Here is a 13,444-nt window from a genome sequence, read left to right on the forward strand (position 1 = left end):
CCCCCCGCCCCGGGGGACGCAGGTGAAACAGCCAAACAGCCTGCCCCTTGCGGGGCGAAAACGCCGCGTTGCGGCAGAAAGGAAGCCAGTTCATGAGTGACTACCTCAATCGATTCCAGGCGCAAACGAGGCGCAAGGCCGACTCCGAGCTTATCCGCCGCTGGGAATGGGACGCCCGTTTTCACGGCGACGAGAACATAAAGCGTCAAGCGTCCAACGCCAAGCGCACCGCGACATCGATGCGGAAGGCCTGCGAGCAGTTCAGCAATGTGGTGAAGCCAGAACACGAGCTGGCAGTTAAAGCGGCGGCAAGCGCCTTGCGCTCGATGGCAGCGGAGCTTGAGTTGCTGGCGGCTTGGGCTAAGGACTACCACGCCTTCTGTGCTGCTGAGCGGAAGAAGGAAGAGACGGCCGAACTCGAAGCGCTCGCGCAAGAGCGTTGGGGCCACGACGACGCGGCGCTGAAGTTCGAGTGCGATTTGTTCGCCGAGTTGGGAACTGTAGAGGGGCAACTGACCTTTGCGAACTGGTGCCACGCCGCAGGCAAGCACCTGGACTGCAAGGTCGAGGAAATCAGCTGCAACGTCCAGGGATTACTGCCAGGCCCGACGGATCGAATCAGAGCGGCCCTCACGGTAAAGCAAGGCATGGACAGGAGGACGGCCAACAAGTGGGTTGGCTGGCGTGGCCAGACAACGGTGATTTGCGGCTGGCCCGACTACCAAGCGTATCTGGCGTACCGCAGGGAGGTGGCGAGCACTTCAGCGCGCATCGTTCAGATGGCCGCCGGCTTCAACTGAAGCGTGAACACAACGACAACGAGGAGAGAACGACATGGACAACAGCAACGGAAGCTACAGCCTGGACGCGACCTGCGGGACGGGGGCTGACTGGGCGGAGCTCGAAGCCCGTCATACCGAGTGGTACGACATGCTCGAGGCCGGCCCCTGGAACATGACCCGTGCCGAGCTCGAGGAGCTTGCGAAGACCGCTCCGAACGCCTTCAGCCGCGGCCTGGCGTACGCCTGGCTGGCGTCCAGGCAGGACGTGGCCAACCAGACCCAAGTCCCCTTCCTTTGAGGACACCAACATCATGACCCCCCTGACCCCCGACGAGCGGGCGGCCCGCCGGCAGGCCTGGCTCGAGTTCCAGGCTCAGCTTGCTCAGCTCGACGCACGGCTGGCACGGATTGATTGCTCCATCGGCGCACTGGAGGCTGAGCAACGCCAGCGTCGGCGCGCGCAGGCCCAAGCCGCACGAGCAGCCGCGGCAGCTCGCCAGCGTGAATACGAGTCTGCCCAGGCGGCGCGGCAGCAGCGCATGTCGGCGGGCCTGGCCACGGCCTTCCTACTCGGCGCGGGAGCCGTCGTGTCTGGGGCCTCGATGCGCCACCCGATGGGGCTGCGCGAACTCGATTGAGCTCGGGGCCCAACCAATTTCAACAACCAGTTTTTCGATTCCAGATTTTCAACTCATCATGCAAACCAAAAACAAGTTCCCCCAATTCCCCAGTGTGATCGCGCTTGCTGCCGCAGCCGTCGTTCTCCTCTCTGCCTGTGGCGGTGGTGGAGGAGGTGGCGGCGGTGGTGGCATTCCGCTGATCGGCATTGCCCCGCCGCCGGCACCGGACACCAGCGCTCCCCCACCGGTGCAGCCGCCCGTTGCCCCGCCTCCGTCCCAGCCGGGCACGGACGACCCCACTGCAGGCGAGACCGCCTCGACCATCGTCACCTCGGTCCCAGCGCCGACGTATGCCGTGGGCTCCGAGGAACTGGCCGCCTTCAACCTGCTGAATGCCGAGCGCGGCCGCTGCGGCTTCGGGCTGCTGGCCCAGAACGCTCACCTGGATGTCGCTGCCGTGGGCCACGGTCGCTACTTGCTGGTGAATAACATCGCAGGCCATTTCCAGGATGCTTCGAAGGCTGCCTTCACCGGGGTGACGCCTACCGACCGCGCCAATGCCGCAGGTTACGGACAAGGGCTGATCCTGGATGACTTTGCCGATACCACCGGCGCGCTCGCGAACGTGCTCGGGCCAACGCAATACGCAGCGGAGGGGCGTGGGATCGCGGCAGTGCGCAGCCTGCTCAGCTCTCCGTACCATGCACTCGATTTGGTGTCGCCGCAGGTCGAAGTGGGCCTTTCGGTCATGAGCTCCGACTTGGTCGGCACCACAGCCACCTTCGGTCCGCGCGCGATCACGCAGATCGCCACCGGAATTGCGTTGGGCCAGTTCTCTCAAAAGCCAGACGGAGCGGCCATCCTGACCTTCCCCTGCGAAGGAACGACTGGCACGGCCTACGAGCTGCGCAACGAAACGCCCAACCCGGTGCCCGGACGCGACCTGAATGCAAACCCCGTGGGCCAGCCAGTGATCGTGTCGGTACGTGTGGGCCAGTTGCTGGCCATCAGCTCGGCCACGATGGTGAAGAAGTCGGATGGCTCTCCGGTCATCCTGCGGGCGCCGATGGTGCGCGCGAATGATCCCAACTTCCTGGTCGACCCGAGCCGCGCCATCATCCTGCCGGATCAGCCGCTCGAGCCGAGCACGGAATACACCGTGAACATTTCGGGCACAAGCACCACCATGAAGGACTTTAACAACGGCGATCCGATCAGCACCGGCACCAACCCGGCGATCACGTCGAACGCGACCGGCGCGTTCACGAAGACCTTCACGTTCAAAACGGGAGTCTGATCGGCAATCTCTCTAGAAGGCAGCGAGCGCACTTTTGGGGTGCGGGGAGATCCCGGGGGGCGCCACGCACGGACCTTGAAGCAATTCAGCGCAACTGGCTTTGTCGACCACGCGCTTTTCAGACCTCGGCAGTCCCCTCTTCAGCCTCGGACGCGCCCCCCCCGTCCGAGGCTGGCCCGGCATCGATTAGGTCAACCGTGGGCAGCATCGGCATTTCGCGCGCCTCCTCGACGGTGCCCGTGAGCCAACGAACGGGCCCACAGAAGTCGCTCTCTGTACCAATTTTCCTGTCCGACAGCTGTCATTGAAAAGCGCCGCGATCCAACCGCATCGCTCGCTACAAAGACGCTCTGCCAACCAAATGAGTTACAGGTGGCGTCTTAATTCTCGACGAGCTTTATTTCTAGCTTGCTGTTGATTTCGTTGGTTTTTAGCTTGACGGCGATTCTATCCAGAGGGCCGACGTGCAGCGTCTTGGCCCCCTCGGGTTTACTCGAGTTGAAAACAAACCTGTACTCATTTTGATAAGAGTAAGTACTTCTTTTTTTAAATGGGGACTCAATCTCTTCAAAACTTCCGTGAAATGTTTCGGGATCAAAATAATCAACAAGTCGCCCCCGAGTCGAATAGCCCTGCAACTTAGCGGCTGCACCTACTTTTTCGATGAATTCCTTAACGTTGTGGATAACAACGGCATGCTCTCCGAGCGAAATCATTTCCTCGCTAAGCGTCGTGTGCAACTTCAACATTGAATTGATTTTCTTGACAGCGCACAGTCGTTCTTCTTCTGTTTCATACGACTCTTCGAAGTCCGGAACCGTAACGGCGTACATGCAAAAGACATTCATACGATCGTGCGTCGTGCACTGCATTGCTACCGGGCCGGCCAGTCCTTCTATTGGAAAGGATTTCTCCTCACCGTCCGGAGTCTTATGTGACAACATCAAGGATATCTGGTCGGGTTGAAACCAATCCGAGAGAGCCTCGAATTGATCTCCTCGAGCGGCATCGCCTTCTATCTGCTTAAACTGGCCAATCGTCTTGCAGAAGATCTCTCCCTTTCGAATAAACGCATCAGCGTATTCCTCCTTATCAAATACCTTAACTAGAAGATATATATTTTTTCTCATTGGCCAGTCTCACTGTTTCGAATACGTATAGCGTAAATGGACCATGCGCGGGGCGCGCCCGACGCGCCGGACGCCGCACTACACAAGCATTTTGCGCCAGGTGCCCGTGGCGCAGGCCTAGCCTTGCGGGTGATGCAAATTGCGGTCGACTAAGAACTGATTTTTCGATCAGCCTGTCTATTTACACAGGGGCGAGGCTGCTCGAGGTAGCTGCCGTGACGTCGGGCTGGGTTGCTGCTCGACAAAGTTGCAACAAGATGTGGCAAGCTACGCCGATGGACTGCCTCACCTTCATCACAAAACTCATTGAATTTCTCGCGTGGCCACTTGCCCTGGTTATCGGAGCATTCGCCCTCAGGGTAGAGATTCGTAGCCTGCTGCCCCAAATCACAAAGTTCGAGGCAGGCCCTGTCAGATTCGAACTCGCCCAGATTAAAAAAGAGGTTGAAAGTGCTAAAGATACAGCGTCGGCAGCGATCAACAAATTGGATGAGCCCGCGATAGTGACGCCAGTGACGACCGCAGGTCGGCGTCCACCGGCTTTTGGCGGGGAAGGGGCTTCGGTCGAACCAGAAGTTGGGGAAGCAGACGATGGCGCACCATTGCACGGCGTGGGGCTTCCTGGTGACAGCCCGGGCTCAAGGTTGGCTGTATTAAAGGCGCTTGGTGAAAGTAAGTTCGCCATGAGGTCGCTCTCTGGAATCAAGGCGGACACAGGGCTTGACACCGCAGCAGCTCGTGCGGTTCTTGGCGGACTGGAGGAGTTGGGCTGGGTCTCGGAAACTAGAAACGCCTCGGGTCAAAGGCGATATTTCCTAACAACGCTAGGCTCGCAAAGCCTGCTCATGACCCGCGTCCACGCGCCTCAGCCAAGCGCCAATATCTTCGGGCAGACCTGAAAACTAGTAGCCCATCAGGACCCTGCCAACGTCCACCTGTGCCTTCAACGCGTTCACTTCGCTGTCTCGGCGTGCGACTCACGAAATGACTGTCGACGATGCTTGGTCGATCCTCCCAATCGGACGACAGCGCGCGGGCTTGACCTCCCAGATCGCCCATATTGCGCGCACCAGAGGAAAAGCGCCCGAAGGCGCTTTTCTGTAGTGGCATTGCACCGACTCAGGGGGCCGGATACATGGAGTCTGCCGCGACAGTGCAGTAAATCGGATTGCCTCCGGTGGCCATGCAGCCCGCAATCGCCGTGTTCCGCGTGTACTGCCAGTTGTACCAAGCCGTGTAATCGGCGCGGGCTCGGGCATCGGCTGCACGACCTACGGCGTAGCTCGCCGTGCCCTGCGCGGCCGAAGCGACTTGGCTAGCGCTCTGGGCTGTCTGGCCTGCCCACTCGGCCATGCCTTGGGCGTTCTGCGCTCGTCCACGGGCGTCGCTGATCCCGTTGTAGATCGCAGTCTGGTCGATGCCTACGCCGGCAATCTGACGACCGCCCGTCGAATCGGCAATCTGGAGTTGCTGCGCGTGCGAGCTGACGGCGGCTAGCCACCATGCGAAAGCGAAGAGGAGGTGCTTCGTGTTCATGTCTCGAACTCAGTGGATCTCGATTTGAGGAATGAGAGCCTGCGGAACCTGCAGCGATGCCAAGTTCAGCAATTCGCCTTCGCCCGGACCCCGATCAAAAGTGAGCCAGGGAAACACGTGAACATCACGGATGCGATTGTGGCGGTCCTTGATGACCGCAATGCCCAGCGCCTGATCGGTAAGACGCAGCGGTCCGCCTTCTTCTAGGCTGGCGGCTACGCACTGGAGCCACACGTCCTCATCGATCCGCATCGCTTCAGCATCGCCTGCACGCCAGCCGAGAGCGGAAGTCGATACTGAAGACTGAGGGGATGCGGTGCGAGAAGCATGCAAGCTGAGAAATGGGTCGATTGCGGCGAGCGTGAGTCGCCGAACTGCATCCGGCATTAGGTCAAACTGATCGGCCGCTTGAGTTGGATGAGTGTGAATCTTCATTTGGAGAGCTCCTTTTAGGTGACCGCCGCGAAGCGTGAAGGAGTTCGCGAGCCGAAAAAGATCGGCCAGGCTCCGGGCGGTCGGTAGCTATCTTGCGTAGGCCTTGGCTCTGACCAAACCCCAAGAATTCACCCAATCTTCGCAAGCAAGTCAGCGGCTCGCAAATGGACGTACCGCTTGAGCATGACGAAGCTCTTGTGGCCGCTGATGCTCGATGCTTCGATTGGGCTCAGACCTTTGGTGAAGAGGAGGGTGATCCCTTCATGGCGTAAGTCGTGCCAGTGCAGATCGCTTATTTCGAGGCGCGCGAGCGTTTTCTTCCAGACCATGACGACGGCGTTCTGCGTGCACCCGAACAGTCGGCCATCGATGCTGCGGGGCATGGCCTGGAGGACGGCCACGGCCTTCGAGGACAGCGGGATTTCATGCGGTACGCCTTTGTTCGCGCGCTGGTGGTAGGCGCGTGGAATCGCAAGCACGCGTCCGGCCAGGTCGATCCAGTCCCATCGGATCTCGAAGAGCATGGCCTGCCTCAACGTGAGCTCGATCGCGAGTTCGAATGCTGGCAGGGCCCATGGGTTGCTCGACTCGCCCAGCGCGAGCGCCAAGAGCTCGCGCTCGCCTGGGTGCAGGCGTCGATCACGCGCCTTCGTGCCGCTGGGCTTTCGAATGTTTTTGAGAGGATTTTGCAAGCCCTCCCATCCCCATTCCTTGCGAGCCATCTCGAAAAGGTGGCTCACCAGCTGGAGCTCGAGCCGGACCGTGTTTTCGGCGCGGCCGTCCCGGCGCCGCTCGTCTCGATACGTGGCGAAGTCTGTTCCGCGCAGCGTGGCCATGTAGCGCTGCGCAAGCGGATGCTGCTTCCAGCGCTTGATGCGATTGAGATCGCGATCGGGGTGGGCTTTGCGGCTGCTGAAGTCACGGCCATAACGATCGAACGCTTCAGCCAGTGTGGTGCTCTCGGCCTCTCGGTTATCGCGGAAGATGCCGCGATCCATGTCGCCCTCAAGTGCGCGGGCCCAAGCTTCCGCTTGGGTCTTGCTATCGAAGCTGCGTGACTGAGTCGGCCAGCCGCGCCTGCGGATCTCGGCACGCCAGTAGCTTCCTCGCTTCGTAAAAGTTGCCATGTTTCATGTGCGAACGAACATGGACTCTGAGTCTCCAGTGCGCCAGAATTGCGCCAAACCCCAAGAATTCCTGGCGTTCGGCGCGTCAGCGCAACCCGTACGGAGCACAAAGAAAAACGGCCGAAACCCGCATGGATGCTTGGTTTCGACCGTTCTTGGTGTTGGTGGTGGGCCCTGAGTGACTCGAACACTCGACCTACGGATTAAGAGTCCGCTGCTCTACCAACTGAGCTAAGAGCCCTTGCTTTGAAAACCGTTAGTGTTTTCTGGCAAGACCACGAGTATATACCAATCTTTTTGGGACTTCAAAAAATTTCTGCACATTTGTACGAGAGCGTTAGGATGCGCGACCTTCGGGGCCCGACCCCATCCCTGTCAGAGGAGAAATTTCGATGAGCGATGCAAGCAACACCCCCCATGTCCTGATCACCGGCGCCGCGGGCGCACTGGGCCGGGCCGTGGCCCAGCACTTTCTTGACCAGGGCGCGCGGCTCGCGCTGGTCGATCACCACGCCGGTCGCCTGGCCGAAGTCTTCCCGGGCCTGGACAACTCGCAGCACCTGCTGCTCGCTGGCGACGTGACCTCGGCGCCCGACATGGCCGCGCTCACCGGCCAGGCGCTGCAGGCCTTCGGCCGCGTCGATGCGCTGGTGCACATCGCCGGTGGCTTCGAGATGGGCGAGGCGACGCACGCACTCACGCGTGCGAGCTGGGACCGGATGATGAACCTCAACGCCTGGTCGTTCGTCGCCGTGACGCAGGCCGTGCTGCCCTCGATGATCGAGCGCCGCGCGGGCCGCATCATCGCGGTGACGGCCAAGGTGGCGGCGCGCGGCCTGCCGGCCATGGCGGCGTACATCGCGTCGAAGAGCGCGCTGCAGCGGCTGGTGGAATCGATGGCGGCCGAGGCCGCGCCGCACGGCGTGAACATCAACAGCGTGGCGCCCAGCGTGCTCGACACGCCCGCCAATCGCCAGGCGATGCCCGACGCGAACCCGGCCGAGTGGGTGTCGACCTCGGTCGCGGCGCAGACCATCGGCTTCCTGGCATCGCCGGGCGCCGCGGCATTGCACGGCCAGCACCTGACGCTCGACGCCTGACATTTCCCGGCGGCAGCGCACAGCTGCAAATGAAAAAGGCCTTGGCGATTGCCAAGGCCTTTTTGCTGGGTCGGTTGGTGGAGAGGAGGAGGATCGAACTCCCGACCTCCGCATTGCGAACGCGGCGCTCTCCCAGCTGAGCTACCCCCCCAACACAGCCCACATTTTATCCAGCCGCGCATTTCCATGCACGCGGCCGTGCCAAGATGCGCCCCGGAAAAACAAGGAGCAAGCACCGCATGGAAGCGCACGACCCCGCCTGGCTGGAAGGCATGTACAACAACCTGGCGCGGGTGAAGGACCACCCCGCGTACTTCGCGCGCTGGGGACGCGATTCCGCCGCGGCGCGCGACACGCTGCCGTGCCGCATCGATGTTCCCTACGGCACCGGCCCGAACGAAACGCTCGACGTCTTTCCGGCGCCCGTGCCCGATGCGCCGGTGCTGGTCTTCATCCACGGCGGCTACTGGCGCGCCATGGACAAGAAGGACCACTCGTTCATCAGCCCCGCGTTCCACGACCGTGGCATCTGTGTGGTGCAACCCAACTACGCGCTGTGCCCGGGCCCGGTCGACCAGCCGGTGACGGTGCCGGACATCCTGCTGCAGATGGTGCGGGCGCTGGAATGGACCTGGCGCCACGTAGCAGCGCATGGCGGCGACCCGTCGCGCATCACCGTCGCCGGGCATTCCGCGGGCGGCCACATGGCGGCGGCGTTGCTGGCCTGCGACTGGAAGGCGGTCGCGCCCGATCTGCCCGCGCAGCTCGTGCGCAATGCGCTGTCGGTTTCGGGGTTGTTCGACCTGCGGCCGCTGCAGCGCACGCCCTTCCTCGAGCACACGCTGAAGCTCACCGATGCCGACGCGCGGCGCGCGAGCCCGGCGCTGTGGCCCGCGCCGGCGCGCGGCCAGCTCTATGCGGCGGTGGGAGGCAACGAGAGCGCGGAGTTCATCCGCCACAACGCGATGATCCGCGAGGCGTGGGGCCGCCACACCGTGCCGGTGTGCGAGGTGCTGCCGGGGCTTGACCACTTCGGCGTGGTCGATGCGCTGGCCGATCCGGCGCACGCGCTGCACCGCTACGCGGTGCAACTGCTCGAGGCCTGAAAGAAAAGAGACGGGCGGAGGGCCGCCCGTCGCGCTCACATCAGCAGGTGTTCGCCGGCGTTGTCGCCGCCCAGCGTGACGTAGTTGACCTTGCGGATGTCCATCAGCGTGCGGCCGCCCGCGTAGCTGATCGAGCTCTGCACGTCCTGCTCCATCTCGACCAGCGTGTCGGCCAGCTTGCCCTTGATGGGCTCGAGGATGCGCTTGCCTTCGACGTGCTTGTACTCGCCCTTGTTGAAGTCGCTGGCCGAGCCGTAGTACTCCTTGAAGAGCGTGCCGTCGACGTCGACCGTCTTGCCCGGCGACTCTTCGTGGCCCGCGAACAGCGAGCCGATCATGACCATCGACGCGCCGAAGCGGATGCTCTTGGCGATGTCGCCGTGGTCGCGGATGCCGCCGTCGGCAATGATCGGCTTGGTGGCCACGCGCGCGCACCACTTGAGCGCCGACAGCTGCCAGCCGCCCGTGCCGAAACCGGTCTTGAGCTTGGTGATGCAGACCTTGCCCGGGCCGATGCCGACCTTGGTCGCGTCGGCGCCCCAGTTCTCCAGGTCGATCACGGCCTCGGGCGTGCCGACGTTGCCGGCGATCACGAACGACTTGGGCAGCTTGGCCTTGAGGTAGCCGATCATGTTCTTCACGCTGTCGGCATGGCCGTGCGCGATGTCGATCGTGATGTATTCGGGCACGAGGCCCTGGGCCACCATCTGGTCGACGGTGTCGTAGTCGGGCTTCTTCACGCCCAGCGAGATCGAGGCGAACACGCCCTTGCCCTGCATGTCCTTCACGAACTGGACGTTGTCCAGGTCGAAGCGGTGCATCACGTAGAAGTAGCCGTTCTGCGCGAGCCACAGGCAGATCGACTCGTCGACCACCGTTTTCATGTTGGCAGGCACCACCGGCAGGCGGAAGGTGCGCTCGCCCAGCGTGACGCTGGCGTCGCATTCCGAGCGGCTTTCCACGCGGCATTTGCGCGGCAGCAGAAGGATGTTGTCGTAATCGAAGATTTGCATGACCAGGCTCCTGAAAGGAATCGTTGAGTGGAACGAATGAGCGCTTGGTCCGGCCGGTTCTCGTGGTCGCGTCATGAAAATGACGGCCAAAAAAAACCGGACGCAAGAAACTTGGGCCCGGTGATTGATTTTACGGCCATGGCGATGATGCGCAAGTCGCCGGGGCGTATTGACCCTATGGGTTGCTGCGTATACCCGACGACCGCGGTGCGCTTCTTTGTCAGAACCGGTAGCCGATGCCCACGCCGAACAGCCACGGGTCGACCTTCACGGTCGACAGCTGCACGCCGTCCATGTTCACGGCGCTGCGGATGCGCAGCTTCTTCACGTCGATGTTGAGGTAGGTGTTCTTCGCCACCTCGATGTCGACACCGGCGCCCAGCGCGAGGCCGAAGCTCTCGTTCTGCAGCTGCAGCTGCAGGCGCCCGACCGTCGGCACCTGCAGGTTGACGCTGCTCAGGCGCGTGTAGTTCAGGCCCGCGCCGATGTAGGGCCGGATCTTCGCGGTGGGCATGAAGTGGTACTGCAGCATCAGCGAGGGCGGCAGGTGCTTGAAGGTGCCGATGTCCACGGGCCCGCCCAGCGCGCTCTGCTGCACGGTGACCGTCTGTTTCTGCGGCACCGTCAGCACCAGTTCGGCGGCGATGTTCGGCGTGAAGAAGTAGGTGACGTCGAGCTCGGGAATGGTCTTGCTGTTGACCGTGATGGCGTCGGCCGGAATCGACAGGTCGGCCACCGGCGCCGAGTGGTTCGCCGGCTTCAGGTACACGGCGCGGGCGCGCACCAGCCAGTTGCCTTGTGCTTCCTGCGCGGCGGCCGGCAGGGCGGCCATGGCGCCGAGCAGGGCGGCGAGGCAGGCGGGGGCGAATTTCTTGGGCATGGGTTCTCCAGTGACGGCCGGCGCGCAGGGCCGGCAACTGGAGGGCAGTCTCCCGCCGGGCATGGCCGCCTCGCTTGATCTGTCGCAAGCGCGGCGGGCCCGCGCACGCCGGCGGGCCCGGCCTTGATCCAGGTCATGCCCGCAGGGGCAAGCGCGCCCGGCGGGGCCCGGGGCGGGGCAGCTTTCTACAATGGAGCCCATGCTCCCTCACGACCTGTTTTCCGGCGCGTCCGCAGCCGATACGGGCGGCCCTGCCTCGCCGTTGCTGAACAACCTCAACGCCGAGCAGCTTGCTGCCGTCACGCTGCCCGCGGGCAATGCCCTCATCCTTGCCGGTGCCGGCTCCGGCAAGACGCGGGTGCTCACCACCCGCATCGCCTGGCTGCTGCAGACGGGGCAGGTGTCCGCCGGCGGCATCCTGGCCGTCACCTTCACCAACAAGGCCGCCAAGGAAATGATGACGCGGCTGACCGCGATGCTGCCGGTGAACGTGCGCGGCATGTGGATCGGCACCTTCCACGGCCTGTGCAACCGCCTGCTGCGCGCGCACTGGAAGCTGGCCAACCTGCCCTCGACCTTCCAGATCCTCGACACGCAGGACCAGCTCTCGGCCATCAAGCGCCTGATGAAGCAGTTCAACGTCGACGACGAGCGCTTTCCGGCCAAGCAGACGCAGTGGTTCATCGCTGGCGCCAAGGAAGACGGCCTGCGCCCCGGCGACATCGAGGCCCGCAGCGACGACGACCGCAAGAAGGTCGAGCTCTACCAGCTGTACGAAGAGCAGTGCCAGCGCGAAGGCGTGGTCGACTTCGGCGAGCTGATGCTGCGCAGCTACGAGCTGCTGCGCGACAACGAGCCCGTGCGCGAGCACTACCAGCGGCGCTTCCGCCACATCCTGGTCGACGAGTTCCAGGACACCAACCGCCTGCAGTACGCATGGCTGAAGATGCTCGCGGGCCACACGGCGGCCGGCGGCCACTTCACGCCGGGCGAGCACAACAGCGTGATCGCCGTGGGCGACGACGACCAGAGCATCTACGCCTTCCGCGGCGCGCGCGTGGGCAACATGACCGACTTCGTGCGCGAGTTCGACGTGCGCCGCCAGATCGTCCTGGAGCAGAACTACCGCAGCTACAGCAACATCCTCGATTCGGCCAACGAGCTCATCAGCCACAACAAGAAGCGCCTGGGCAAGAACCTGCGCACTGACCAGGGGCCAGGTGAGCCGGTGCGCGTGTACGAATCGCCCACCGACCTCGCCGAGGCGCAGTGGATGGTCGAGGAAATGCGCCAGCTGGCGCGCGACGGCTTCGACCGCAAGGAAATGGCCGTGCTCTACCGCAGCAATGCGCAAAGCCGGGTGATCGAAACGGCGCTGTTCAATGCCTCGGTGCCGTACCGTGTGTACGGCGGCCTGCGCTTCTTCGAGCGCGCCGAAATCAAGCATGCGCTGGCCTACCTGCGCCTGCTCGAGAACAAGGACGACGACACCAGCTTCCTGCGTGTCGTCAACTTCCCGCCACGCGGCATCGGCGCACGCACGCTCGAAAGCCTGCAGGACGCGGCGCGCGCCGCCGGGCGTTCGCTGCACGATGCGGTGAGCGCGGTCGGCGGCAAGGCCGGCTCGAACCTCACGGCCTTCGTCGCCAAGATCGACGTGCTGCGCGAGCAGACCCAGGGCGTGAGCCTGCGCGAGATCATCGAGCTGGTGCTCGACCACAGCGGCCTTGTCGAACACTACAAGGCCGACCGCGAAGGCGCCGACCGGCTGGAGAACTTGGACGAACTCGTGAACGCGGCCGAAAGCTTCGTCACGCAGGAAGGCTTCGGCCGCGACGCCGTGGCGCTGCCGGTCGACGAGCTGCGCCAGTCGCCCGCCAGCCAGGGGCTCGACCCCAGCCGGCCGGTGCTCGACGAGCCGCTGGCGCCCGACGCCGAAACCGGCGAAACGCTGAGCCCGCTCGCGGCCTTCCTGACGCATGCGGCGCTCGAGTCGGGCGACAACCAGGCGCAGGCCGGGCAGGACGCGGTGCAGCTCATGACCGTGCACGCCGCCAAGGGCCTGGAGTTCGACTGCGTGTTCATCACCGGCATGGAAGAGGGCCTGTTCCCGCACGAGAACTCGATGAGCGATTTCGAGAGCCTCGAGGAAGAACGGCGCCTGATGTACGTGGCGATCACGCGCGCCCGCAAGCGCCTGTACCTGAGCCATTCGCAGACGCGCATGCTGCACGGCCAGACCCGCTACAACGTCAAGAGCCGCTTCTTCGACGAGCTGCCGGAAGGCGCGCTCAAGTGGCTCACGCCGAAGAACCAGGGCTTTGCGCCTTCGGCCTTCGGCTATGGCGGCGGCTACGGCAGCACGCGCGGCGGTGCCGGTGGCTACGGTGGTGGGGGCGGCGGCAACCGCTACGGCGG

14 protein-coding genes and 2 tRNA genes are annotated in these 13,444 nt (G+C 63.4%); 8 read left to right on the forward strand and 8 right to left on the reverse strand.

Annotated elements, in window-relative coordinates; all coding sequences use genetic code 11:
* Positions 1–92 precede the first annotated feature (92 nt).
* The 4 genes from AC3WQR_RS30725 to AC3WQR_RS30740 are packed head-to-tail and all read left to right on the forward strand — an operon-like array spanning position 93 to position 2,699.
* Positions 93–800 (forward strand): hypothetical protein, encoded by a 708-nt coding sequence (locus AC3WQR_RS30725; protein WP_492745791.1) that lies wholly within the window; start codon positions 93–95, stop codon positions 798–800.
* A gap of 34 nt (positions 801–834) precedes the next feature.
* Positions 835–1,080: a hypothetical protein gene (locus AC3WQR_RS30730; protein ID WP_492745793.1), complete on the forward strand. Its 246-nt coding sequence runs from the start codon at positions 835–837 to the stop codon at positions 1,078–1,080.
* A gap of 13 nt (positions 1,081–1,093) precedes the next feature.
* The gene (locus tag AC3WQR_RS30735) at positions 1,094–1,420 is read left to right on the forward strand and encodes a hypothetical protein (protein WP_492745795.1); all 327 of its coding nucleotides are present in this window, start codon (positions 1,094–1,096) and stop codon (positions 1,418–1,420) included.
* A gap of 58 nt (positions 1,421–1,478) precedes the next feature.
* Positions 1,479–2,699, forward strand: coding sequence for a CAP domain-containing protein (locus tag AC3WQR_RS30740; RefSeq protein ID WP_492745797.1), 1,221 nt, complete (start codon positions 1,479–1,481; stop codon positions 2,697–2,699).
* A 380-nt stretch (positions 2,700–3,079) separates the two neighbouring features.
* On the opposite strand, the gene AC3WQR_RS30745 is transcribed toward AC3WQR_RS30740, so the two are convergent.
* Positions 3,080–3,829, reverse strand: a complete 750-nt coding sequence (locus tag AC3WQR_RS30745; protein WP_492745799.1) for a hypothetical protein — start codon at positions 3,827–3,829, stop codon at positions 3,080–3,082.
* A gap of 215 nt (positions 3,830–4,044) precedes the next feature.
* Between AC3WQR_RS30745 and AC3WQR_RS30750 the strand changes: the two genes are divergently transcribed.
* Complete coding sequence (locus AC3WQR_RS30750; RefSeq protein WP_492745801.1) at positions 4,045–4,728, forward strand: hypothetical protein; 684 nt, start codon at positions 4,045–4,047, stop codon at positions 4,726–4,728.
* Positions 4,729–4,948: 220 nt separating this feature from the next.
* Here the strand turns inward: AC3WQR_RS30750 and AC3WQR_RS30755 are convergent, their stop codons facing one another.
* The 4 genes from AC3WQR_RS30755 to AC3WQR_RS30770 all read right to left on the reverse strand — a co-directional run bounded on the left by AC3WQR_RS30755 (position 4,949) and on the right by AC3WQR_RS30770 (position 7,168).
* Entirely contained in the window at positions 4,949–5,365 is a 417-nt protein-coding gene (locus AC3WQR_RS30755) for a hypothetical protein (RefSeq protein ID WP_492745803.1), read from the reverse strand.
* A gap of 9 nt (positions 5,366–5,374) precedes the next feature.
* Positions 5,375–5,800, reverse strand: a complete 426-nt coding sequence (locus tag AC3WQR_RS30760) for a hypothetical protein (protein WP_492745804.1) — start codon at positions 5,798–5,800, stop codon at positions 5,375–5,377.
* Positions 5,801–5,928: 128 nt separating this feature from the next.
* Positions 5,929–6,798, reverse strand: coding sequence for a site-specific integrase (locus AC3WQR_RS30765; RefSeq protein WP_492745806.1), 870 nt, complete (start codon positions 6,796–6,798; stop codon positions 5,929–5,931).
* Between the two features lie 294 nt (positions 6,799–7,092).
* Positions 7,093–7,168 (reverse strand) — tRNA-Lys (locus AC3WQR_RS30770).
* 151 nt (positions 7,169–7,319) lie between these two features.
* Here AC3WQR_RS30770 and AC3WQR_RS30775 point away from each other — a divergent pair.
* The gene (locus AC3WQR_RS30775; protein ID WP_492745808.1) at positions 7,320–8,027 is read left to right on the forward strand and encodes an SDR family NAD(P)-dependent oxidoreductase; all 708 of its coding nucleotides are present in this window, start codon (positions 7,320–7,322) and stop codon (positions 8,025–8,027) included.
* Between the two features lie 75 nt (positions 8,028–8,102).
* Here AC3WQR_RS30775 and AC3WQR_RS30780 read toward each other — a convergent pair.
* A tRNA-Ala gene (locus AC3WQR_RS30780) sits at positions 8,103–8,178 on the reverse strand.
* Positions 8,179–8,266: 88 nt separating this feature from the next.
* Here AC3WQR_RS30780 and AC3WQR_RS30785 point away from each other — a divergent pair.
* Positions 8,267–9,133, forward strand: coding sequence for an alpha/beta hydrolase (locus AC3WQR_RS30785; RefSeq protein ID WP_492745810.1), 867 nt, complete (start codon positions 8,267–8,269; stop codon positions 9,131–9,133).
* 35 nt (positions 9,134–9,168) lie between these two features.
* Here the strand turns inward: AC3WQR_RS30785 and AC3WQR_RS30790 are convergent, their stop codons facing one another.
* On the reverse strand, positions 9,169–10,146 hold the full coding sequence (locus AC3WQR_RS30790) for a GMP reductase (protein ID WP_062468948.1): 978 nt from the start codon (positions 10,144–10,146) through the stop codon (positions 9,169–9,171).
* 220 nt (positions 10,147–10,366) lie between these two features.
* Complete coding sequence (locus tag AC3WQR_RS30795; RefSeq protein WP_492745812.1) at positions 10,367–11,026, reverse strand: OmpW/AlkL family protein; 660 nt, start codon at positions 11,024–11,026, stop codon at positions 10,367–10,369.
* A gap of 199 nt (positions 11,027–11,225) precedes the next feature.
* On the opposite strand from AC3WQR_RS30795, the gene AC3WQR_RS30800 reads away from it, so the two are divergent.
* Positions 11,226–13,444: ATP-dependent helicase (locus AC3WQR_RS30800; RefSeq protein WP_492745814.1), on the forward strand; the 2,219-nt coding region annotated here is incomplete at its 3' end.

The organism is Variovorax sp. FW305-3-2-15-B-LB1 (assembly GCF_058787635.1).

What these genes read in the sequence shown, in the direction of transcription:
- AC3WQR_RS30730 (WP_492745793.1), top strand. Translation starts at nt 835, where the DNA reads ATGGACAACAGCAACGGAAGCTACAGCCTGGACGCGACCTGCGGGACG.
- AC3WQR_RS30760 (WP_492745804.1), bottom strand. Translation starts at nt 5,800, where the DNA reads ATGAAGATTCACACTCATCCAACTCAAGCGGCCGATCAGTTTGACCTA.
- AC3WQR_RS30790 (WP_062468948.1), bottom strand. Translation starts at nt 10,146, where the DNA reads ATGCAAATCTTCGATTACGACAACATCCTTCTGCTGCCGCGCAAATGC.
- AC3WQR_RS30740 (WP_492745797.1), top strand. Translation starts at nt 1,479, where the DNA reads ATGCAAACCAAAAACAAGTTCCCCCAATTCCCCAGTGTGATCGCGCTT.
- AC3WQR_RS30735 (WP_492745795.1), top strand. Translation starts at nt 1,094, where the DNA reads ATGACCCCCCTGACCCCCGACGAGCGGGCGGCCCGCCGGCAGGCCTGG.
- AC3WQR_RS30775 (WP_492745808.1), top strand. Translation starts at nt 7,320, where the DNA reads ATGAGCGATGCAAGCAACACCCCCCATGTCCTGATCACCGGCGCCGCG.
- AC3WQR_RS30755 (WP_492745803.1), bottom strand. Translation starts at nt 5,365, where the DNA reads ATGAACACGAAGCACCTCCTCTTCGCTTTCGCATGGTGGCTAGCCGCC.
- AC3WQR_RS30795 (WP_492745812.1), bottom strand. Translation starts at nt 11,026, where the DNA reads ATGCCCAAGAAATTCGCCCCCGCCTGCCTCGCCGCCCTGCTCGGCGCC.
- AC3WQR_RS30785 (WP_492745810.1), top strand. Translation starts at nt 8,267, where the DNA reads ATGGAAGCGCACGACCCCGCCTGGCTGGAAGGCATGTACAACAACCTG.
- AC3WQR_RS30745 (WP_492745799.1), bottom strand. Translation starts at nt 3,829, where the DNA reads ATGAGAAAAAATATATATCTTCTAGTTAAGGTATTTGATAAGGAGGAA.
- AC3WQR_RS30765 (WP_492745806.1), bottom strand. Translation starts at nt 6,798, where the DNA reads ATGGATCGCGGCATCTTCCGCGATAACCGAGAGGCCGAGAGCACCACA.
- AC3WQR_RS30725 (WP_492745791.1), top strand. Translation starts at nt 93, where the DNA reads ATGAGTGACTACCTCAATCGATTCCAGGCGCAAACGAGGCGCAAGGCC.